The organism is Streptomyces sp. UF-297, from assembly GCF_058245575.1.
In genome coordinates this window covers 18,968-40,554 of record NZ_JBSIBZ010000088.1, presented here as the reverse complement: position 1 = coordinate 40,554, position 21,587 = coordinate 18,968, and the positions used below count along the sequence as shown (strand labels likewise).

Annotated in this window: 13 protein-coding genes; 2 read left to right on the top strand and 11 right to left on the bottom strand. The window is 71.7% G+C overall.

Translation table 11 applies throughout. The features are described 5' to 3' along the window. Positions 1 to 45 precede the first annotated feature (45 nt). The 7 genes from AC4IJH_RS35310 to hglS form a co-directional block, all read right to left on the bottom strand. Positions 46 to 5,259: a type I polyketide synthase gene (locus AC4IJH_RS35310; RefSeq protein ID WP_490856056.1), complete on the bottom strand. Its 5,214-nt coding sequence runs from the start codon at positions 5,257 to 5,259 to the stop codon at positions 46 to 48. 67 nt (positions 5,260 to 5,326) lie between these two features. Next, positions 5,327 to 5,518 (bottom strand): ferredoxin, encoded by a 192-nt coding sequence (locus AC4IJH_RS35305; protein ID WP_490856055.1) that lies wholly within the window; start codon positions 5,516 to 5,518, stop codon positions 5,327 to 5,329. A 93-nt stretch (positions 5,519 to 5,611) separates the two neighbouring features. Next, positions 5,612 to 6,787 carry a cytochrome P450 gene (locus tag AC4IJH_RS35300; protein WP_490856054.1) on the bottom strand — a complete coding sequence of 392 codons (1,176 nt, stop codon included), beginning with the start codon at positions 6,785 to 6,787 and terminating at the stop codon, positions 5,612 to 5,614. A gap of 30 nt (positions 6,788 to 6,817) precedes the next feature. Beyond that, positions 6,818 to 7,876: a DegT/DnrJ/EryC1/StrS family aminotransferase gene (locus AC4IJH_RS35295; protein WP_490856053.1), complete on the bottom strand. Its 1,059-nt coding sequence runs from the start codon at positions 7,874 to 7,876 to the stop codon at positions 6,818 to 6,820. 62 nt (positions 7,877 to 7,938) lie between these two features. After that, entirely contained in the window at positions 7,939 to 9,321 is a 1,383-nt protein-coding gene (locus AC4IJH_RS35290) for a glycosyltransferase (RefSeq protein WP_490856052.1), read from the bottom strand. 228 nt (positions 9,322 to 9,549) lie between these two features. After that, positions 9,550 to 11,211: a GMC oxidoreductase gene (locus tag AC4IJH_RS35285; protein WP_490856051.1), complete on the bottom strand. Its 1,662-nt coding sequence runs from the start codon at positions 11,209 to 11,211 to the stop codon at positions 9,550 to 9,552. Between the two features lie 287 nt (positions 11,212 to 11,498). After that, positions 11,499 to 12,908, bottom strand: a complete 1,410-nt coding sequence (hglS, locus tag AC4IJH_RS35280; protein WP_490856050.1) for a 2-oxoadipate dioxygenase/decarboxylase — start codon at positions 12,906 to 12,908, stop codon at positions 11,499 to 11,501. Positions 12,909 to 13,224: 316 nt separating this feature from the next. Here hglS and AC4IJH_RS35275 point away from each other — a divergent pair, with 316 nt between their 5' ends. Together AC4IJH_RS35275 and AC4IJH_RS35270 are read left to right on the top strand one after the other, a co-directional pair. Further along, positions 13,225 to 14,676, top strand: a complete 1,452-nt coding sequence (locus AC4IJH_RS35275) for an amino acid permease (RefSeq protein ID WP_490856049.1) — start codon at positions 13,225 to 13,227, stop codon at positions 14,674 to 14,676. Positions 14,677 to 14,834: 158 nt separating this feature from the next. Next, complete coding sequence (locus tag AC4IJH_RS35270; RefSeq protein ID WP_490856048.1) at positions 14,835 to 17,225, top strand: GH92 family glycosyl hydrolase; 2,391 nt, start codon at positions 14,835 to 14,837, stop codon at positions 17,223 to 17,225. 84 nt (positions 17,226 to 17,309) lie between these two features. On the opposite strand, the gene AC4IJH_RS35265 is transcribed toward AC4IJH_RS35270, so the two are convergent. The 4 genes from AC4IJH_RS35265 to AC4IJH_RS35250 form a co-directional block, all read right to left on the bottom strand. Further along, positions 17,310 to 17,525, bottom strand: coding sequence for an EF-hand domain-containing protein (locus AC4IJH_RS35265; protein WP_490856047.1), 216 nt, complete (start codon positions 17,523 to 17,525; stop codon positions 17,310 to 17,312). A 91-nt stretch (positions 17,526 to 17,616) separates the two neighbouring features. Continuing rightward, complete coding sequence (uvrA, locus tag AC4IJH_RS35260; RefSeq protein ID WP_490856046.1) at positions 17,617 to 20,091, bottom strand: excinuclease ABC subunit UvrA; 2,475 nt, start codon at positions 20,089 to 20,091, stop codon at positions 17,617 to 17,619. Between the two features lie 21 nt (positions 20,092 to 20,112). Further along, positions 20,113 to 21,372: an NAD(P)/FAD-dependent oxidoreductase gene (locus tag AC4IJH_RS35255; RefSeq protein WP_490856045.1), complete on the bottom strand. Its 1,260-nt coding sequence runs from the start codon at positions 21,370 to 21,372 to the stop codon at positions 20,113 to 20,115. After that, positions 21,369 to 21,563, bottom strand: coding sequence for a ferredoxin (locus AC4IJH_RS35250; protein WP_490856044.1), 195 nt, complete (start codon positions 21,561 to 21,563; stop codon positions 21,369 to 21,371). The genes AC4IJH_RS35255 and AC4IJH_RS35250 overlap by 4 nt, the downstream gene beginning before the upstream one ends. Between the last annotated feature and the right edge of the window lie 24 nt (positions 21,564 to 21,587).

Sequence of the window (21,587 nt, the reverse complement as noted above, 5' to 3'; positions counted from 1 at the left end):
CGCCCCCCCCCCCCCCCCCCCCCCCCGCCGTCGACTCCCCGGTCCTCAGCTCCCGGCGTCCATCAGCCGGAACAGCTCCTCGTCGCTGGCCGACATCACATCCAGCGACTCACCGGGGCCGGTGTCCGTGCCACTGTCCGTGGCGGCCGTCCCCGCCGTCAGCGCCTTCAGCCGTGCCGCCGTCTCCTGCGAAACCTCGGCCCCGGACATGAGCAGGGACTCCAACTCGGCCACGACAGCGGCCATATCGCGCGCGGGAGAGGGCGGCGCGAGGCGTTCGCGGACGAGCCGCACGATGGCGTTCGGCGTGGGGTAGTCGTATACGAGCGTGGCGGGAAGCCGCATCTCCGTCGCCTCGATGAGGCGGTTGCGCAGTTCGACGGCGTTCACCGACGTGATGCCCAGCTCCTTGAACGTGCGGTTGCCCTCCTCCCCCCGCGTCTCCTGGCCGCCGAGGACGGCCGAGGTCTCGGCGAGGACCAGGTCCCGTACGAGCGCGTCCTGTTCGGCGCCGTCGAGGCCGGACAGCCGGGCCTGCAGCGCCGGCGGCTCTTCGGCGTCCGCCGTCCCGCCCGCGGCAACCGGGGCGTCCGCCGGGCCCCCGTCGGCAGCCGGGCCCGCCGGGGCCGACGCCAGCCAGAACCGCCGCCGCTGGAACGCGTACGTCGGCAGGGCGACGGGCCGGGCCCCGGGAAGCACCGCGTCCCAGTCGACGGCAACGCCATGGGCGTGCACCCGGGCGACCGCCGTGAGCAGGGCGTGCCGCTCCGGGTCGCCGGTGCGCAGCGTCGGCATCACGCAGGCCCCGGGCTGCGGGCCGGGCGACTCCAGGCACTCGTCGATCATCGGCGTGAGCACCGGCTCGGCGCCCAGCTCCAGGAAAGCGGTGACGTGCTCGTCCCGGAGCCGGCCGATCGCGTCCTTGAAGCGTACGGACTGCCGCACGTGCCGCACCCAGTGGTCCGGGTCGCACGCCTCCGCGCCGGTCAGCGGGCGGCCGGTGACGGTGGAGACGAGGGGAACGGTGGGCGCGGCGTAGGACAGGGCCCGGACGACCGCGCGGAACTCCTCCAGCATGGGGTCCATCAGCGGCGAGTGGGGCGCGGCGCTCACCATGAGCCTGCGGGTCTTGTGGCCGGCGGCGGCGAGCCGGTCCGTGAGCGCGGCGAGCGGGGCCTCGGCGCCCGAGAGGACGAGCGAGTGCGGACCGTTGACGGCCGCGATCGCGACCGCGTCCGTCAACTCCGCCAGCCACGGCTCCACTTCGGGCTCGGTGATGCGCACCGCCACCATCGCGCCACCGGGCGGCAGCGCGCCCATCAGCCTGCTGCGGGCCGCCACCAGGGTGCACGCGTCCTGGAGGCCGAGCACGCCCGCCACATGGGCCGCGGAGATCTCGCCGACCGAGTGCCCCACCAGGTGGCCGGGGGCCACGCCCCAGGACTCCAGCAGCCGGTACAGGGCGACCTGGACGGCGAACAGCGCGGGCTGCGTGTAGGTGGTGTCGTCGAGGAGGGCCGCCTCCTCGGAGTCGGGAGCCGCCCACATCACCGAGGTCAGCGGCCGCGGCAGCAGCGGATCCAGCGCGGCGCACACCTCGCGCAGCGCCTGCCCGAAGACCGGGAACGCCTCGGCCGCGCCCCGGCCCATGCCGTTGCGCTGGCTGCCCTGCCCGGAAAAGACGAAGGCCAGTCCGCCCGGTACGCCATCGTGCGGGATGACGCCCGAGGTGCGCTCACCGCGCCCGAACTGATCGGTCAGGGACAGCAGTTGGTCCCGGTCGGCGCCGCTGACGACGGCCCGGTGCCGGTGCCGGGCACGGGTGGTGGCCAGGGCGTGGGCGACATCCTGGGCCCGCAGGCCGGAATCGGCGCTCACGTGCTCGGCCAGCCGCCGCGCCTGGGCGCGCAGCGCCGCCCGGCTGTGGGCGGACAGCACCCACGGCGCGGCCACGTCATCGGCCGCCTCCTCCGGGCCCCGGGCCGCCCCGGACACGTACCGTCCCTCTGCCGGGGCCTCGCCCGGTGCCGCCTCCCCCGGCGCCTCCTCCACGATCACGTGCGCGTTGGTGCCGGTGATCCCGAAGGAGGACACCCCTGCCCGGCGCGTGTGTCCGCTCTCCCGTGGCCAGGGCCGGGCCTCGGTCAGCAGCCGGACCGAACCGGCCGACCAGTCCACCTCGGCCGAGGGAGCGTCCACGTGCAGCGTCCGCGGCAGGACGCCCCGGCGCAGCGCCAGCACCGTCTTGATGACCCCGACGACCCCGGCGGCGGCCTGTGTGTGCCCGAGGTTCGACTTCACCGATCCCAGCCACAACGGCCGCTCCGCGGGCCGCTGTTGGCCGTACGTGGCCAGCAGGGCCTGGGCCTCGATGGGGTCGCCGAGCGGGGTGCCGGTGCCGTGTCCTTCCACGGCGTCCACGTCCTGCGGCGTCAGTCCGGCGTCGGCCAGGGCCTGGCGGATGACGCGCTGCTGTGCGGGCCCGCTCGGCGCGGTGAGCCCGTTGGAGGCGCCGTCCTGATTCACGGCGGAGCCCCGTACGAGCGCCAGGACGCGGTGTCCGTTGCGCCGGGCGTCGCTCAGCCGCTCCAGCAACAGCAGCCCCGCGCCCTCCGACCACGCGGAGCCGTTCGCGGCGTCGGCGTAGGCCATGGAGCGGGAGTCGGGGGACAGCGCGCGCAGCCGGGAGAAGTGCGCGAAGGGCGCCGGGGTCGCCATGACGGTGACGCCGCCGGCCAGCGCCAGGTCGCTCTCGCCCGACCGCAGCGACCGGCAGGCCAGGTGCAGGGCGACGAGGGAGGACGAGGAGGCGGTGTCGATGGTCATCGCGGGGCCTTCGAGCCCGTAGGTGTAGGCGATGCGCCCCGAGACCGCGCTGCCGGAGGTCCCGGTGATCAGCATGCTCTCCCAGGCGCCGGGCGCGGCAAAGGCGCCCGCTCCGTAGCCGCGGTCCATCGCGCCCGCGAAGACGCCGGTACGGGTCCCCTTCAAGGACGTCGGGTCGATGCCCGCCCGCTCGAAGGTCTCCCACGCCGCCTCCAGGAGCAGTCGCTGCTGCGGATCGGTCGCCGTCGCCTCCTGGTCGGACAGCCCGAAGAAGCCCGCGTCGAAGTCGCCCGCGTCGTGCAGGAAGCCGCCTTCGCGCGCGTAGGAGGTACCCGGGCGGTCGGCGTCCTGGTCGAAGAGCCGGTCCAGGTCCCAGCCGCGGTCCTCGGGGAAGGGGGACATGGCATCGCTCCCGTCGGCGAGCAGCTCCCACAGGGCCTGAGGGGAGTCCGCTCCGCCCGGCAGCCGGCAGGCCATCGCGATGACGGCCACCGGGTCGGCGTCGTCCGCCGGGGTCCGGTACGGCTCCTGCGGGGACGGCTCCTCCTGCTCGGCCAGTACGCGCGCGACGGCCCGCGGGGTGGGGCAGTCGAAGGCCAGCGTGGCCGGGAGCGGCAGCCCGGTCTCCTCCCGCAGCAGATTCCGCAGCCGCACCGCGAGGATGGAGTCCAGGCCGAGCCGGCGAAAGTCCGTGTCGGGGGCGAAGGGGACGGCCGTGCCGCCGCTCCCGAGCACCTGGCCGACGCAGTCGCGTACCAGCTCCAGCGCCTCCTGGACCGAGTACGGCGGGACCGCGCCGAGCCGGGCCGCGACGCTCGCCGCCTCGTGGCCGGCGAGCAGCTGCTTGAGCGCCCGGCGGTCGAGCTTGCCTGCGGGAGAGAGGGGCAGCTCGCGCACCGAGACCAGTTCGAGGGGGATCTTGTGGTCGGCGAGCCCCAGCCGGCGCAGGAACGCGGTCACTTCGCTCAGGCCGATCGTGCGGTCCGCGTGGTCGGTCACGACCAGGCACGGGTACTCCCCCAGCCGGTCATCCGGTGCGCCGGCCACGGCCAGCGGGCCCAGGCCCGCAAGGCCCGCGAGCAGCCCCTCGACCTCGGTGGCGCTGAACTTGCGGCCGCCCGTGTTGATCAGTTCGCTCGCCCGGCCGTGCAGCACCACCACGCCGTCCGCGCCGATGGCCGCGAGATCGCCGGTGCGCAGCCAGCCGTCCTCGGTGAGGGCCGCGCGTGTCAGCTCCGGCTCGCGGAAGTAGCCGCGGAACAGCCCCGGCCCCCGGTACTGGAGTTCACCGCTCTCCCCCGCCGCGCACACCTCGCCGTGCTCGTCGAGGACCCGCAGGTCCACGCCGCGCACCGGCCGTCCCACGCTGCCGTCGAGGTCGTGGGCCCGGGTGCGGGTGCCGGTGCCGATCTCGGACATCCCCCACACCACGACCAGTTCGCAGTCCAGGACGGCGCGTACCCGGTCGGCGAGTACGGGCGCGACGGCGGCCCCCGCCGTACGCACCTGGTGCGGCGCGAAGCCCGCCGGCTCCTGCGCCCCGGCCAGCCGCGCCACGACATCGCGCAGCTGCGTGGGCACGGCGAAGACGACGCGGGGGTCGTGCTTCCTGGCCAGTTCCAGGAAGCGGTCCACGTCCCAGCCGGCCAGCAGGACCTGCGCGCGGGCGGCGAACAGCGCCGTGTGCATGGCCTGGAGGCCGAAGAGATGGGTCATCGGGCAGGCCGTCAGGACCGTACCGGCGAAGGCGTCGGCGGCCTCGGCGGTGACGGCCGCGGTGTTCGACAGCAGGCCGTCGTGGCTGTGCACACAGAGCTTGGGCCGCGCCGAGGCCGTGCCGGACGAGGGGATCAGGACGAGGGGCAGGTCGGGGGTGACGTCCACCGGCCGGGGCTCGCTGCCCGCCCAGGCCGTCAACAGCCCCTCCAGCGAAGCGAGTTGCGGCTCCTCGCGCCCTTCCTCCGGCGCACCGGCCATCAGCGCGCCGCGCAACGACGGCACGCTCTCCACCAGCGAGCGGGCCGTCGCCGCGCTCTCGTCCCCGGCGGCCGACAGGACGAGCAGGACGGGTTCCGCCCGGGTCAGCAGCGCGTGGGCCTCCGGGGCCGTGGTGCCCTGGTGGACGGGCAGCAGCACCGCCCCGACGGCCGCGACGGCCAGGTGCAGGGTCTGCAGTTCCCAGCAGTTCGGCAGCCGCACCGCCACCACGTCGCCGGGCCCGACGCCCGACTCCTGCAGACCGCGGGCCAGCGCGTCGACGTCCGCGCGCCACTGCGCCCACGTCCAGGAGCGGTCCCCGTCGACGAGGGCCACCGCGTCGGGGGCGGCTGCCACGGCGGACGCGAACACCTCGGGGAGCGTGCAGCCGCCCCGTACACCGGCCGCGTCGGCGGGCGGGTCGATCACGTAGTCATCTGTGCGAACGGGCACCATCACTCCCGGATGTCATGCGCTGTCGTCGGTTGCGGGGGTCCGGCGGGCGGATCGCCCGGGTCGGGCGTCAGCCCTCGTGCACGGTGATCGCCCGGGACGGGCACAGGCCGCCCGCGATCCGGACCTTGGACTCCTGGTCGGCGCCGGGCTCGGCGAGCAGGGTGACGATTCCGTCCTCGTCCTGGTCGAAGACCTGTGGCGCGGACAGCACGCATTGCCCCGCGCCCACGCAGCGGTCCGAGTCGATGGTGATACGCATGCCGATGTCTCTCCTGCAGTGGATCGGGTCCGCCGGGCGGCCGGTGGCACGCCGGGCGGACGGGTCGGGGCTCTTGGCCGGGAGGCCGGTGCCCTACCAGCGGACGGGGAGCTCCTCCAGGCCGTAGAGGACGCCGTCGTACTTGATGCTCAACCCCTCGACGGGAACGGCGAGTTGGATGTCGGGGATGCGCTCGAAGAGCTTGCGGTAGGCGATCTCCATCTCGACGCGCACCAGGTTCTGCCCCAGGCACTGATGGATTCCGTAGCCGAAGGCCACGTGCTGGCGGGCGCTCCTGGAGGGGTCGAACGCGTGGGGGCACCCGAAGGCGCCCGTGTCGTGGTTGGCCGCGGCGATCAGGGGCACGATGCCCTCGCCCGCCTTGATGAGCTGCCCGCCGATCTCCACGTCCTCGATGGCCACCCGCAGGGACACGATGTCGGCGACCGAGTGGAAGCGCAGCGTCTCCTCCACGGCCCGGTCGTCACCGATCCACTGGGGGTTCATCAGCAGCGTGACCACGCCGAGCGAGATGTTGTTGGCCGTGGTCTCGTGGCCGGCGATGAGCAGGAGCATCAGGACGCCCGACAGCTCGCGCGGAGCGATCGAACCGGAGGCCAGCAGCCTGCTGATGAGGTCGTCTCCGGGCCACTTGACCTTGATGTCCACCAGCCGCTTGATGTAGCGCAGCAGTTCCTTGACGGCGGCCTCGCGCTGCTCGTCGGTCGAGGCGCGGAGCGAGACCAGGGTGCGGGTCCTGGACTCGAAGAAGTCGCGGTCGCAGGGCGGCACGCCGAGCAGCGACGAGATCACCAGGGAGGGGACGGGCAGCGCGTAGTCGGCGACGAGGTCGGCGGAGTTGCCCGCGGCCAGCATGGCGTCCAGGCGCTCGTCCACCGTGCGCTCGATCGCCGGGCGCAGCCCCCGGATGCGCCGGACGGTGAATTCGGGGATCAGGGCCTTGCGGAAGCGGTCGTGCTCGGGGGAGTCCAGCCCCACGAACCAGCCCGGGATCTGCTCCTGCGTGGGCACGCCCACGGTCCCGACGTTGGGGAATCCCTTGTGCGCGGGGTTGGAGCTGATCCTCGAATCGGTCAGTACGGCGCGTACGTCCTCGTGCCGGGTGACCAGCCATGCCCGGGCGCCGTTGGGCAGGCGGGAGAGGACCAGTCCCTCCTGCTCCCGGTACTTGGCGTAGTCGGGCGGCGGAAAGGGCACGCCGGGCCGGCGCACGGGGAAGTCGACCACCATCGGGTCCGACTGCGTCATGTGCGGAATTCCTCTCTCGGACGGGACCGGTCAGCTGGCGCCGTAGAAGGCGCGGATTCGGCCGATGATGAAGTCCTGGTCGGCGGCGGTCAGATCGGTGTGCGTGGGCAGATACAGCCCGTCCTCGGCGAATTCACTGGCCTTGAGCAGGGGCCAGTCGGGGTGGAAATACATGGGCTGGCGGCTCATCGGCTTGAAGAAGAGCCGGGTCTCGATGGAATGCCCGGCCAAGAACGCCTGCAGCTCCGCCCGGCGCTCGGCCCGCAGGTCGTACATCCACAGCACATCTCTCGGCGGCATCAGCGTGATGCCGGGGACGTCGGCCAGCCCCTCGTCGTAGCGCTTCTCGATCCCGCGGCGCACTTGGAGAATCTCGTCCAGCCGCTCGGCCTGGGCCAGTGCGACGGCGGCCTGCATGGCCGTCATGCGGTAGTTGTAGGCCACCTTCTTGTGCAGGAAGCTGTGGTCCTTGGTGAAGGCCATGGCCCGCAGATGCGCCATCTGCCCTGCCAGCTTGGGGTCATCGGTGAGACAGATGCCTCCCTCACCCGCCGTAATGATCTTGTTGGCGAACAGCGAATAGCAGGCGATGTCGCCCACCGGCCGCACGCCATGGGCCTCGGCGCTGTCCTCCACGACCTTCAGGTTGTACTGGAACGCGATATCCATGATCGCGTCCATGGCGCAGCGCCGCCCGTAGATATGGACGGGCATGATGACCTTCGTCCGCGACGTGATCTTCTCTTCGATGCGGGAGACATCGATATTGAGGTCGTCCCCGCAGTCGACGAACACCGGCGTCGCACCGGTGTACGTGACCGCCCACGCGGAGGCCACCATGGTGAACTCGGGAACGATCACCTCGTCCCCCGGCCCGACGCCCAGCGCCCGAAGTGCCAACGTCAGCGCGGCCGTTCCGGACGAACAGGCCACACCGTGCGCGACCTCGTTGTACTGCGCGAAGGACTGCTCGAAGCGCTGGACCATCGGCCCCTGCGACGATATCCAGCCGTCCTCGACCGTAGCGGTCAGATACTCCAGCTCTTTTCCGCCCAGCGCAGGCCGGGACACGGGATAGGTGAACGCCATTCGCTATCTCATCCTCCTCATACGTGCACATGCCTCATACGTACTCACGAGCGCGCCCGCCCCTACGCTTTCGCCAGCGCCGGCAGCCCGAGAATCAGATCGGCGGCGGCCGTGCGCCCGCCCGCCGCCCGCTGCAGAGCGCCGAGCCGCTCGGCGTTCGCACGGAAAGAGGGGGTCTCCAGCACCCGGTTCAGCTTGTCGACCACATCGTCGACATCCATGTCCCGCGGCCGGTCGAGCGTCAGACTGATCCCGAAGTCCCGGCCGCGCACGGCCTGGTCGTAGCAGTCCACCCACAACGGCCGTACCACCAGCGGCTTTCCGAAGTACGCGCCCTCGTTGTAGCCATTGCCACCGGCATGCGTGAAGAACACCTTCACATTCGGGTGGGCGAGCACATCCAGCTGCGAAGGAACCCAGCTCTCGATCCGCAGATTGCCCGGCAGCGACTCCTTCGGCGGCAGCAGATGCTGCTGCTGCGAAGGCAGCTTCCACAGCACCTGATGCCGCCCCTCCAGGCGCCGGGCCACCTCCACCATCGAAGCGACCTGATCCCGCGTCAGACGGGTGATCGTCCCGAACCCCGCATAGACCACCGACGACTGGGCATCCAGCCAGGCCGAGAGCTCCTCGTCGTCCGGTGCCTCCGGCAGCGGCGGCACCATCGCCCCGACCAGCCGCATCTTCTGAGGAATCCGAAGGGGATAGTCCAGCTCGGCAATCGAATTGCACAGCACCAGCTCGGCTTCCTCGATCCGCGCCATCGGACTCATCAGCCCCAGCCCGAGCGCCTTTCGCCGCTGCGTGTCCTCCGCGACCACCTTGCGCATCTTCGGCGAAAGGAACAGTCCCAGCGTCCGCCACTTGAACAGCTGATTGCTGATCTGCTGCGCCGGCGACATCCGCAGCGGAAGTCCGGTATGCGGTACGGGAAAGCCCCACGGCGTATACCGCTTGCCGAACGGCGTGAACGCCGTCAGCACATTGCTCGGCGCGAACGGCACGCTCAGTACGAACGGAATCTTCCGTGCAATGGCCAGCTCGACCGCGAACCCACTGATGCAGTCGATGACCATCAACGCGGGCTGGACCTCGTCGACCACGGCCGCGAGATTCTGGAACTTCTCCTTCTGCGCGGCAGGCACGAACGACTGCCTGATCACCGCGCGATGCGCCTTGAACCGCGACGACTGAGTGATCTCCCGATAGACGTCATCGCCCCAGGTCACCGCCGACAGCTCGGAGATGACCTCCCCCAGCGAGGCGAACTCCACCGGAGAGCCCACCGAGATCCTCTTCACATCCTCGCGCCGCGGCTCATCGGTGGCGAACCAGAGATCCGGCACATTCTGTCGGGAGAGTTCCTCGGCGAGTACGAGCAGCGGGTTGGCCAGCCCGCTCTCCGGAAGGCTGACAAAGAGGATCGGCCGTCGGGAGGATTCCATGGATTACCTTTCAGCGATGACAGACGGGGTTCAGCAGACACACCCCTGTGCGGATCGACGGGCCGCACCCCCTCTTTGATCTCACGCCCCCCACCGGAAAATCCTTAGAACCCGTGCGAGCGCTTTCGAGACAGCAAAGAGTCAACCCCCGCCGCCCCGGAACAGCGGAAACGGCAGAAACGACAGAAACAGCGGAAACAGCGGAAACAGCGAACCGTGGGGTGCGGATCAGCGCGCGGCCCGGACGTCCTCCGCGACGATCCGCTCGATGTTCCGCTCGGCCAGCGCCGTAATGGTCACGAAGGGGTTGACGCCGATGGACCCCGGTACGAGCGCGCCGTCCGTGACATAGAGGTTGCGGTAACCGGCGACCCGGCCGTAGAGGTCGGTGGCCTTGCCCAGGACGCAGCCGCCGAGCGGGTGGTAGCTGAAGTCGTCGGAGAAGTTCTTCAGCTGCGGGCCGAACAGGTCGTAGCGGTACATCGTCGTGTTGGCCTTGTTGATCCGGTCGAAGAGCAACTTCGCGGCGTCGACCGCGGGCGTGTTCTGGTCCCGGGTCCAGCGCAGCGCGGCCCGGTCGGTGGCCTTGTCGTAGACGAAGGTGCCGCGCTCGGGGTTCTTGGTGATCGCCAGATAGAGGCTGACCCAGGTCTCCACACCGGCCGGCATCGGCGCGATCTCCGCGAAGACCGGGGCGGCGGGGTTGTCCCAGTCGTCGATGCCCAGGGCGGGAATCGAGGACTGGTGGGCCCCGGTGGGGTTCCAGACGTGATTGGCCCGGCCGGTCATGATGTTGCCGTTGGGGCCCCAGCCCGCGCCGACCTCGGCGTTGAGGTCGGGCAGCGTTCCGGTGTCCCGGGCGCGCACCAGCAGTTCGGTGGAGCCGAGGCTGCCGGCGCCGAGGAAGAGATGACGGCAGCCGATCTCCTTGCGGGCGACGGTTGTGCCGTCGGCGTCGGTCTGGTCCACGGACAGCACATAGCTGCCGTCCAGCTGCTGACGGATCGCCTTGACCTGGTGCAGGGTCTCGATGGTGACCTTGCCGGTGCCCAGCGCGGCGGCCAAGTAGGTCTTGTCCAGGCTCTGTTTGCCGTGGTTGTTGCCGTAGATGACCTCGCCCGCCAGCGCGGACTTGGGCGCCTCACCGGCCGCCTCGCGCCGCATGTGGCCGAAGTCGTAGACGTTGGGGACGAAGGTGGTCTTCAGGCCCGTCTTGCCTGCCTGTTCGCGCGAGACCCGCGCGAACTTGTACCACTCCGTCTCCTCGAACCAGCCCTTGTCGATGTGGTTCACCTTGAGCATGGAGTTGGCGCGCGGGAAGTACCGCCCGTACATCTCGGCGGCGTCCACCCGCGGCAGGACCTCCTCGAAGTACGAGCGCTTGGGCACGACGGCCATGCCGCCGTTGACCAGCGAGCCGCCGCCCACCCCTCGCCCCACGTACACCGACATCTGATCGAAGTGCACCCGGTCCAGCACGCCCGCGTACGGGTCGATGTCCCGGTTGATCACATCCAGCCACAGGAACGAGCCCAGCGGGGCCTCGGTGCGCGACTTGAACCAGCTGGAGCGGCGGTCGGGCTTGAGCATTTCGCAGAAGACGTTGCCGTCGGCGGCGGGCTGGTTCCACAGCTGGCCCATTTCGAGCATGAGCGTGGGGATGTTGGCCTCGCCGAGCCGCAGCGCGGAGACCGCGGCGCCGTATCCCGTACCGATCACCACGGCCGGTACGAACGAACCGCTGTCGGCCTGCCGACTGCCCTTGTCCGCGGCAGCGGCCCGCGGAGCGGCGGAAATCGTAGTCATTCCGGCGACGGCGGCGCCGCTGAGGGCGGCCAGTCCGAGCAGACGGCGCCGTGACAGATGCTGGTTCTGCTGGTTCTCGAACACGCTGGTAGTACCCGACCTTCGCCGACAGGAATTTTCCCCGCAGGGCTGCCCACGGCGACGCCCCGGTGGGGAGCGCGGGCCGTCTTCCACCGACCCGAGCCGCCGCGCGCCACCATCCTGATGGCGAAAATCTGGGGGAAATGCCAGAGATCCAGCCGCTGTTGACAAGGCGGCGATCGGCCGCGCCCCAAAGGGGCGCGGGGCGGCGTCGCTATGCGGCTCCGCCGCGTGGACGCGACCAGCCACAACGCGCCCGCAGACGACACCCGACATATCCAGCGCAGCGCTCAGACAGCAGGGCCCAGGCCAAGAGCGGTACGGGCCAGGTCCAAGGAGCGCCGCTCCTCGGCCTCGTACAGGGCGAAGGGATCGTGCACGGTGCGGCCGACCGCCCCGGACAGCCACTCGCGGTCATAGGCGGCAGCCTCCCGCACCACGTCCCGGCCGGACCCGGCCGCCCGCTCCGCGAGGTTGGAGTGGAAGATTCCGGCCGCCGAGCGGGGCAGGAAGTCCTCGTAGACGACCGGAGTGGCGGTCAGCCAGCCCTGCTCCACCAGGGCGGCCGGATCCGCGGGCGGGCGGCGGCCGTCCAGCGGGCGGTCCTCGGCGGCGGCGTAGGTGAAGAACGCGTGTCCGGACAGGGCGAGTTGGCGCTCGCTGGAGGGGAAGCGCCCGGTCCACAGCGCGCGGGCCGCCTCCTGGCGGGAGGGCGCGCCGGGCCGGTCGAGCCGCTGGTCGGTACGGGCCACGAGGTCGTCGTACAGGGCGCGGCCCGAGCGGGTCAGGGCGATGCCGCGGGCCTCGACCTCGCCGAAGCGGACCCGCAGCGCGCCGGTGGTCAGGGTGCCGTCCGGCTCGCGGAAGCAGCGCGGTTCGTCCAGGGCGCGGAAGGAGGTCTGGCGCAGCAGCACGTCCGGGCCGTCCCAGCGGGGCGGGCCCTGGATCTCATCGATCATGGCGATGCCTTCGGCGGCCATCCGGCGGTACAGCTCGTCGATGTCCAGGACGCGCGGGGTGAGGTGGTTGATGTGGGTGGTGGTGACGCCGCCGATGTCGGCCGCGACGCCGGATACGCGTTCCAGTTCGGCGTACCAGGCGCGGTCGACCGGCTCGGCGGACAGCGCGAAGGAGGCGGCGGCGAGGGTGAGGAAGCGCTCGGCGGCGGGCTCCGGCAGGCCGCCCTCGCGCTCGGCGCGGTCGGCCAGGTCCAGGAGCTCGGGCGGGAAGAGGCGGCGCCGGGCGAGGAAGGCCTCCAGGCGGGCGCGGAGCGCGGGGCCGAAGAAGCGGCCGTCGCCGGTGGCCAGGAGCGAGGTGAACACGCGAAAGGGGTTGCGGGCCAGTTCGGCGGGGTCGGTGGGGCGGAAGGCGGTGGAGACGACGGGTACGGGGCCGCCCGGTGCGTCCCGCAGGTCGTAGAACCCGACGGGGTACATGCCCATCGCTCCGAAGACCCGCGCGACCTCGTGCAGTTCGCGCGGGGTGCCGACGCGGATCGCGCCGTGCCGCTCGGCCGAGACCCGCTCCAGGCTGCCCAGCCGCGCGGCCCGCTCCGGGTCCCGCGCGGCCACCAGGTCGTTGACCTCGCGGGTCACCTTCAACAGGGTGGTGTAGGCGGGCACTTCGCGGCCGTAGAGGTCGGAGAGACGGCGGGCGAAGGCGGCCCGCAGCTGCCAGGGCGCGAGGGTCGGGGTGGGCATGGCGTGGCGTCCTCCGCTCTTCTCGTGGCGGGCCGGGGCACGCAGCCCAAGGCCCGTACGTCCGGCGCCGTCTACGAGACGAGACCACCGATCCGCGAGCGCGCACAAGACCGCGTCGCCACCGAGCGCGGAATCGGGCCGGGAGAGGCCGGGCGGCCCGGCGCGCCGCCGTCCCCGTCAACCGAGCCGCCCTCCCCATCGACCGGGCCGCCGTCCCTGTCAACCGACCTGCCGGACCCTCGACGCGGCTGCTTCCTTCGCGGCCCGTAACGGTCCATGATGATCCGCCGTCGGCCAACGACGGAGAGGACAGGCCATGGGGCTCCGTGCTGGACAGGGCGTACTGCGCCGCAAACCGATCGAACTCATCCAGGATTCGGAGGGCGGCAAGGGCGAACAGCTCCACCGCGTACTGGGGCTGTGGCAGCTGACCGCCATCGGCGTCGGCGGCATCATCGGCGCGGGGATCTTCAGCCTCGCGGGCACGGTGGCCAACGGCAAGGCCGGACCGGCGGTGCTGGTCTCCTTCCTGATCGCGGGCGTGGCCAGTGCCGCGGCCGCCTATTCGTACGCGGAGTTCGCCGGGCTCATCCCGAAGGCGGGCTCCGCCTACACCTACGGCTACGCGGTCCTCGGTGAGCTGGCGGGCTGGTTCATCGGCTGGGATCTGCTGCTGGAGTACACCGCGATCGTGGCGGTGGTCGCCATCGGCATCTCGGGCTATTTCACCTTCCTGGTCGAGGAGATGGGCGGTGATCTGCCCGCCTGGATGCTGGGCGCGCCGGGCACCGGCGAGGGCCACAAGGTCAATCTCTTCGCCGCCCTGCTGTGCCTGCTGATCGCGTATCTGCTCACCCTCGGCATCAAGAACGCCGCGCGCTTCGAGACGATCGTGGTCGGGCTGAAGGTGCTGGTGGTGCTGCTGGTGATCGGGGTGGGCTTCTTCCACATCAAGACCGGCAACTACACCCCGTTCTTCCCCTTCGGCGTCAGCGGCGCGTTCACCGGGGCCGCGACGGTCTTCTTCGCGGTGTTCGGGTACGACGCGATGAGCACCGCGGCCGAGGAGTCCAAGGACGCCCAGCGCCATATGCCCAAGGCGATCCTGTACTCCCTCGCGATCTCGATGGTGCTGTACGTGCTGGCCACGCTGGTGCTGACGGGCATGCAGAACTACCAGGACATCGACCCGGAGAGCGGGTTCTCCTCGGCGTTCGTGTCGGTGGGCCTGAGCGGGTTCGCCGATGTGATCGCCGTCGGCGCCATCATCGGCATCCTGACCGTGATGTTCACCTTCATGCTGGGCGTCACCCGGGTCTGGTTCTCGATGAGCCGGGACGGACTGCTGCCGAAGTGGTTCGCCAAGACGCACCCCACGCGCCATGTGCCGACCCGGGTGACCTGGATCGTGGGCTTCGGGTCCGCGGCGATCGCCGGTTTCGTGGACATCGCCGAGGCGGCGGAGCTGACCAACATCGGCATCCTGCTGGCCTTCGCGGTGGTGTGCACGGCCGTGATCGTGCTGCGCTACAAGCAGCCGGACCTGCCGCGGCAGTACAAGTGCCCGGGCATGCCGGTGGTGCCGACGATCGGGGTGGCGGCCTCGCTGTGGCTGATCACCTATCTGGCGTGGCAGACCTGGGTGCGCTTCGCGGTGTGGTTCGCGATCGGCCTGGTCATCTACTTCGCGTACTCCTACAAGCGCTCCGAACTGGCCAAGGCGGAGCGGGAGATCGACGAGCTGGAGGACCGCGAAGGGCGGCTGTGACCGTACGCCCCCAGGGGCGGTCCGCCGACCCGGGCCGGCGGACCGCCCTCGCGTATGGCCGGTGCGTACCGCCTGCCCGCAAGGCCCTCTTGACGGGCACCGGGCCGCTGTCAAAAATGACCGGAACCTGACAACGTTGTCCTAGGAGGTCGTGCTCCATGGCAGGCAACGGTCGACACCTCAGACGCACCATCATCAGACGTACCGCCATCGCGGCCCTGGCCGCGGCGCTGATCACCGGCGGTGTGGCCGCCCCCGCCTCGCAGGCCGGGCCGCGCCAGGACCGCGGCGCCGACGGCGGCAAGCTCACCGATCTGGTCAACCCCTTCATCGGCACCCAGAACGACGGCAACACCTTCCCCGGGGCCGCCGTCCCCTTCGGCATGGTCCAACTCTCCCCCGACACCGGCCACTTCTCCGGCTACGACTACACCCACGACCGCATCCGCGGCTTCAGTTCCGTCCACCTCTCCGGCGTCGGCTGCTACGCGGGCGGCGATCTGCCGGTGCTGCCGACCACCGGCGAGATCACGCAGACCGATCACGCGAAGTACGCGTCCCGGTTCAGCCACGACGAGGAGACGGCCCGCCCCGGCCACTACCGGGTGCGCCTGAAGGACTACGGCGGCATCCTCGCCGAACTGACCGCCACCACCCGCACCGGCAAGCAGCGCTTCACCTTCCCCGCCACCGACAAGGCCAACGTCCTGCTCAACTCGGGCCAGTCGCTGCACAAGAAGACCGTCTCCACCCGGGTGGAGATCCTCGATGCGCGCACCATACGCACCGCCATCACCGGGCGCGGCTTCTGCTGGGACTCCCAGCCCTACACCCTCTACACGACCACCCGCTTCGACCGGCCCTTCGACTCCTTCGGCACCTGGAAGGGCGGCACGGTCACACCGGGCTCCACCACCTCCACCTCCGACGGCCGCAACGGCGCCTACGCCCGCTTCGACACCCGCAAGCACCGCACGGTCGAGGCGACCACCGCGCTGTCGTGGGTGGACGCGGCCGGCGCCGAGCGCAATCTGCGCGCCGAGGGCGGCATCTCCTTCGACGGCGCCCGCCGCGCCGCCGACCAGGCCTGGGAGAAGCGGCTGGGCCTCGTACAGGTACGCGGCGGCGACCGCGCCCTGCGCCGCACCTTCTACTCCTCGCTCTACCGCGCCTTCCTCGCGCCCAACACCGGCGAGGACGTGGACGGCCGCTACACCGGCTGGGACCGCAAGATCCACCACGCCAGGGGGTTCACGTACTACCAGAACTGGTCGCTGTGGGACACCTACCGCACCCAGGCGCAGCTGCTGGCGCTGCTCGCGCCGCACGAGTCCCGCGACATGGCGCTGTCGGTGCTGCGCATCGACAAGGACAGCGGCTGGCTGCCCAAGTGGGGCATGGGCACGGTCGAGACGAATGTGATGACCGGCGACCCGGTCACCCCGTTCCTGACCAACGCCTACCGGCAGGGGCTGCTCAAGGGCCACGAACAGGAGGCGTACGCGGCGCTGAAGAAGAACGCCGACGGCGTGCCGCCCGCCGCCTCCCCCGCGGTCGGCCGCGACGGCAACACCCCCTATCTGCACGGCGGTTACGTGCCCTACGACAAGAAACGCCCCTCGCCCAAGCCCGGCGACTCCGACTTCCACTACGGCGCCTCGGCCACCCTGGAGTACGCCGTCTCCGACGCGATGCTCGCCCAGATGGCCCGCGACCTGGGCCATGAGGCCGACGCCCGGCGCTATGCCGCCCGCGCGCAGAACTACCGCGCCCTCTTCGACGCCTCCACCGGCTTCTTCCGGGCCAGGGACGCCTCGGGCGCCTTCACCGGCCCCGCCGACCCGGCCAAGAGCGAGGGCTTCCACGAGGGCACGGCCTGGCAGTACCAGTGGCTGGTGCCGCAGGACCTGCCCGGGATGATCTCGCTGATCGGCGGGAAGGCCGCGGCGGACCAACGGCTGGACTCGTTCTTCGCGTACGAACAGCTGCTGAAGGACCCGGAGAAGACGGCCCGCGAGGTGTGGGTCAACGGCCCGTACGACTACTACAACGCCGACAAGTACAACCCGCAGAACGAGCCCGACCTCATCGCGCCCTACACCTATCTCTCCACCGGCCGGCCGTGGAAGACCACGGATGTGGTGCACGCGGCGCTGACCCTGTTCACCGACGCGCCCACCGGCATGACCGGGAACGACGATCTGGGCACGATGTCGGCGTGGATGGTGCTGTCCTCGATCGGCCTGTTCCCCGTGCAGCCGGGCACCGACACCTGGGGGCTGAGCACCCCGGTCTTCGACCGGGTGGATCTGCGGCTGGACCGCCGCTACTTCCCCGAGGGGCAGTTCACGATCACGGCGCCGGGCACGTCCCAAGCGCGCCGCTACATCCAGTCGGTACGCCTGGACGGCGCCGCGCAGGACCATACGTATCTGCGCACCCGTGACATCCGGGCGGGCGGCGAGCTGGCCTTCTCCGTGGGCGGGCGGCCGTCCGGCTGGGGCACCGGCGAGGGTGCCGCCCCGCCGCCGGTGGGCACGGCCCGCTGAGGCACCGCCCGCCGGTCCGCAACCGCCCTCCGGCCGCCTGCGCGTCTGTCCGCGGGCGGCCGGAGGTGAAGGAGGCGGCCGGGCTCAGGCCTTCTGCAGGGCGGTCCAGAACTCGTCGAAGGACAGCAGTCCGTCGTTGTTGGTGTCCTTGGACTTGATGACGGCCTCGGCGACCGGGCCGGTCACGTACGGGTCGCCCATCTCGGCCATGGCCCGCTTGAACTCGTCGGCGGTGACCAGGCCGTCCCCGTTCACGTCGAACCGTTCGAATGCCGCCTTGGCCGTCTCTATGTCTGCCACGAGAGGTGCCCCTTTATCGGTGCTCGGTTGCTGCTGTGTCGCGCTGGACGCGGTGCCGTCTCCTTGACGACCTGCGTACATTAACCGACCGTCAGGCCGCGCCCGTCCCGGCCCTCCTGCGTGCGAGATAGCCCGCCGTGCGGCTCTCCTTCGAACAGGCCACTTCGGCGGGCGGGCCCGCGGCCATGATCCGGCCGCCCTGCGCTCCCCCGCCGGGCCCCAGGTCGATGACGTGGTCGGCGCCGGCGACCACCGTCATGTCGTGCTCGACGACCACGACGGTGTTGCCCGCCTCGACCAGTCCGTGCAGCTGGCGCAGCAGGACCTCGGTGTCGGCGGGGTGCAGTCCGGTGGTGGGCTCGTCCAGCAGATACAGGGTGTGGCCGCGGCGGGCGCGCTGGAGTTCGGTGGCCAGCTTGATGCGCTGGGCCTCGCCGCCGGACAGCTCGGTGGCGGGCTGCCCCAGCCGCAGGTAGCCCAGGCCCACCTCCTTCAGGGTGCGCAGGCTGCGGGCGGCGGCCGGGACATCGCAGAAGAAGTCGGCCGCGTCGTCGACGGTCATCGCCAGGACGTCGGCGACGGTCCGGTCCCGGTAGGTGACCTGGAGGGTCTCGGGGTTGTAGCGGGCGCCGTGGCAGTCGGCGCAGGGGGCGTAGGTGCCGGGCAGGAAGAGGAGTTCGACGGCGACGAAACCCTCGCCCTGGCAGGTGGGGCAGCGGCCGGAGGCGACGTTGAAGGAGAACCGGCCGGCGGTGTAGCCGCGGGCGCGGGCCTCGTCGGTGGCCGCGAAGACCTTGCGTACGGCGTCGAACAGGCCGGTGTAGGTGGCGAGGTTGGAGCGCGGGGTGCGGCCGATGGGCTTCTGGTCGACGCGTACGAGCCGGTCGACGGCCTCCAGGCCCTTGGCGTCGGCCAGTTGGGCCGCGGGCAGGTCCTCCTGCGTGCGGTCGCCGTCCTCCTCCTCGGGCGCGGCGGACGCGGCGGCTGCATCGGCTGCGTCGCCCAAGTGAGCGGTGACCGCGTCGGCCAGGACGCGGGTGACCAGGGTGGACTTGCCCGAGCCCGAGACGCCGGTGACCGCGGTGAAGACGCCGAGGGGGAAGGCGGCGTCCAGGTCCTGCAGGTTGTGGCACCGCACACCGGTCAGGGTCAGCCACCCGGTGGGCTCGCGCGGGACGCGCTCATCGGCCGCCGCGGTGTCGAAGACGAAGCGGCGGGTGGCGGACTCGGCGACGTCGGCCAGGCCCGCCACCGGGCCGCTGTGCAGCACCCGGCCGCCGTGCTCCCCCGCCCGGGGGCCGACGTCCACGATCCAGTCGGCGCGGCGCACCACGTCCATGTCGTGCTCGACGACGAACAGCGTGTTGCCGCCCTCCTTGAGGCGGCCGAGGACCGTGAGCAGCGCTTCGGTGTCGGCGGGGTGCAGCCCGGCCGAGGGCTCGTCCAGGACGTAGACGACGCCGAAGAGGCCCGAGCGCAGCTGGGTGGCCAGGCGCAGCCGCTGGAGTTCGCCCGCCGAGAGGGTGGGCGCGGCCCGGTCCATGCTCAGGTAGCCCAGGCCCAGTTCGGTCAGCACCTCGATACGGGCGAGCAGGTCGCGGGCGAGCGTGGCGGCCACCCCTTCGTCCCCGGCCTCGGCGGTGGGCCGCAGGACAGCGGCCAGGGCGGACAGCGGGAGGGCCGCGAGGTGGGCGATGTCGTGCCCGGCGAAGGTCACGGCGAGCGCCTCGGCGCGCAGCCGCCGCCCCTGGCACACCGGGCAGTCGGCGGCGACCATGAAGCGGCGCACCCGGGCCCGCAGCGTCTCGCTCTTGGAGTCGGAGTAGGTGTGCAGCACATAGCGCCGGGCGCTCATGTACTGGCCCTTGTAGGGGCGTTGGATACGGCCGGCCTCGCGGACGGGGTGGACGGTGACCACCGGCTGTTCGTCGGTGAACAGGATCCACTCGCGGTCGGCCGCGGGCAGCTCCTGCCAGGGCCGGTCGATGTCGTGGCCGAGGGTGGCGAGGATGTCGCGGAGGTTCTTGCCCTGCCAGGCGCCGGGCCAGGCGGCGATGGCGCCGTCGCGGATGGACAGGGAGGGGTCGGGGACCAGGGACTGCTCGGTGACGCGGTGCACGCGGCCCAGGCCGTGGCACTCGGGGCAGGCGCCCGCCGCGGTGTTGGGCGAGAAGGCGTCGGAGTCCAGGCGATCGGCGCCCGCGGGGTAGTCACCGGCGCGGGAGAAGAGCATCCGCAGGGTGTTGGACAGGGTGGTGACGGTGCCGACGGAGGAGCGCGAGGTGGGGGCGGAGCGGCGCTGTTCCAGGGCGACGGCGGGCGGCAGCCCGGTGATGTCCTCGACCTTGGGGGCACCGACCTGGTGGATGAGGCGGCGGGCATAGGGGGCGACCGACTCGAAGTAGCGGCGCTGGGCCTCGGCGTAGAGGGTGCCGAAAGCCAGGGAGGACTTGCCCGATCCGGACACCCCGGTGAACACCGTGATGGTGTCCCTCGGGATGTCCACATCGATTCCGCGGAGGTTGTGCTCACGGGCGCCGCGCACCCGTACGTACGAGTCGGTCATACCCCCCATGATCGGGCACGGTCAGACGGCCGCGTCCACGAGGACCTTTTCGCGTGCCTCCTCCCAGGGGACGGGGGTGGCGATGGTGGCCCGCAGGGCGCGGACCCGGCGCGGCGGCAGCCCGATGGCCAGGACGCCGCAGGCCAGGCCGCCGCTGCCGTACAGGGCGGCCATGCGCCGCTCCTCCTTGTCCAGGACGGCCGTCTCCACGCGGTCGGCGCCGGCCAGGACCCCGTACGCCTGGATCTTCAGCCCGTACTGGTCGGACCAGAAGTAGGGCACGGGCGCGAAGGGGCGGCGCGGGGGCGCCCCCGTGGGGCCGAGCTCGGCCAGGAGGTTGCGGGCGGCGGCCATGCCCTGCTCGGTGGCGTTCATCCGGTGCTCCACGCGCAGCTCGCGGCCGTGGACGGGGTGGTGCCAGCGGGCGACGTCGCCCGCGGCGTAGATGCCGGGGGCGGCGGCGCAGTACGCGTCGCAGCGCAGGCCGTCGGTGGTGTCCAGGCCGGGGGTGGCGCGCAGCCAGTCGACGGCGGGCTCGGAGCCGATGGCGACGAGGGCCACGTCGGCCGGGATGCGGGTGCCGTCGGCCAGGCGCAGGCCGGTGAGCCGGCCGTCCTCGGTGTCCAGGTCCTGGACGGTGCCGGTAAGCAGGCGTACGCCGTGCGCGCGGTGCTCGTCCGCGAGCAGTTCGGCGACCTCGCGGCCCACCGTACGGGCCATCGGCAGCGGGTCGCGGCCGACGAGGGTGACCTCGTGCCCCAACTCCCGTGCCACGGCTGCCGTTTCGCAGCCCAGGACGCCGTTGCCGAGGACCGCGACCCGGATGGCGGGGCCGGACAGGCGCGCGCGCAGGGCCAGGGCGTCGTCGAGGGTGCGCAGGGTGTGCACGCCGGACACGCCCTGCGCCGCGGTCAGGGTGCGGGCCCGTACACCGGTGGCCACGATCACACCGTCGCAGTCCAGGCGGGTGCCGTCGGCGAGGACGACGGTGTGCCCGGTGCTCGCCGTCCGAAGGCCGGTGGCCCGTACGCCCAGGCGCAGCTCGGCCTCCAGCGCGTCGAGCTGTTCGCTGCCGCGCAGGGCCAGCCGGTCCGGTTCCCAGTCGCCGCACAGGAGTTGCTTGGACAGCGGCGGCCGGTCGTAGGGGAGGTGGGGTTCGTCGCCGACGAGGGTCAGCGCGCCCGTCCAGCCGCCCCGGCGCAGCGCCTCGGCGGCGGCGAGCCCGGCCGCCGAGGCGCCGACGACGGCGATGCGCGCCGGTCGCGAGGACGTGGCGCTCACTCGTGCACCAGGATGACGGCGGCCGGGCAGATGGCGGCGGCCTCGCGGACCGCGTCGTGCTGCTCCGCGGGCGGGGCGGCGTCCAGGAGCTCGACGATGCCGTCCTCGTCGCGCTGGTCGAAGACCTCGGGGGCGATCAGCACGCACTGTCCGGCGGCGCAGCACTTGTCGGCGTCAAGGGTGATCTTCATGGCAGGGGGCTCCAGTGGTGGGGG

Bases quoted from the DNA above. Each gene is read 5' to 3' on its own strand.
- AC4IJH_RS35305 (WP_490856055.1), bottom strand. From the start codon at position 5,518: ATGCGTATCACCATCGACTCGGACCGCTGCGTGGGCGCGGGGCAATGC.
- hglS (WP_490856050.1), bottom strand. From the start codon at position 12,908: ATGCCCACCCCGACCCTCGCGCCCTGGCAGCTGCGGGCCGCCTTCGCC.
- AC4IJH_RS35250 (WP_490856044.1), bottom strand. From the start codon at position 21,563: ATGAAGATCACCCTTGACGCCGACAAGTGCTGCGCCGCCGGACAGTGC.
- AC4IJH_RS35270 (WP_490856048.1), top strand. From the start codon at position 14,835: ATGGCAGGCAACGGTCGACACCTCAGACGCACCATCATCAGACGTACC.
- AC4IJH_RS35300 (WP_490856054.1), bottom strand. From the start codon at position 6,787: ATGACGCAGTCGGACCCGATGGTGGTCGACTTCCCCGTGCGCCGGCCC.
- AC4IJH_RS35295 (WP_490856053.1), bottom strand. From the start codon at position 7,876: ATGGCGTTCACCTATCCCGTGTCCCGGCCTGCGCTGGGCGGAAAAGAG.
- AC4IJH_RS35290 (WP_490856052.1), bottom strand. From the start codon at position 9,321: ATGGAATCCTCCCGACGGCCGATCCTCTTTGTCAGCCTTCCGGAGAGC.
- AC4IJH_RS35275 (WP_490856049.1), top strand. From the start codon at position 13,225: ATGGGGCTCCGTGCTGGACAGGGCGTACTGCGCCGCAAACCGATCGAA.
- uvrA (WP_490856046.1), bottom strand. From the start codon at position 20,091: ATGACCGACTCGTACGTACGGGTGCGCGGCGCCCGTGAGCACAACCTC.
- AC4IJH_RS35310 (WP_490856056.1), bottom strand. From the start codon at position 5,259: ATGGTGCCCGTTCGCACAGATGACTACGTGATCGACCCGCCCGCCGAC.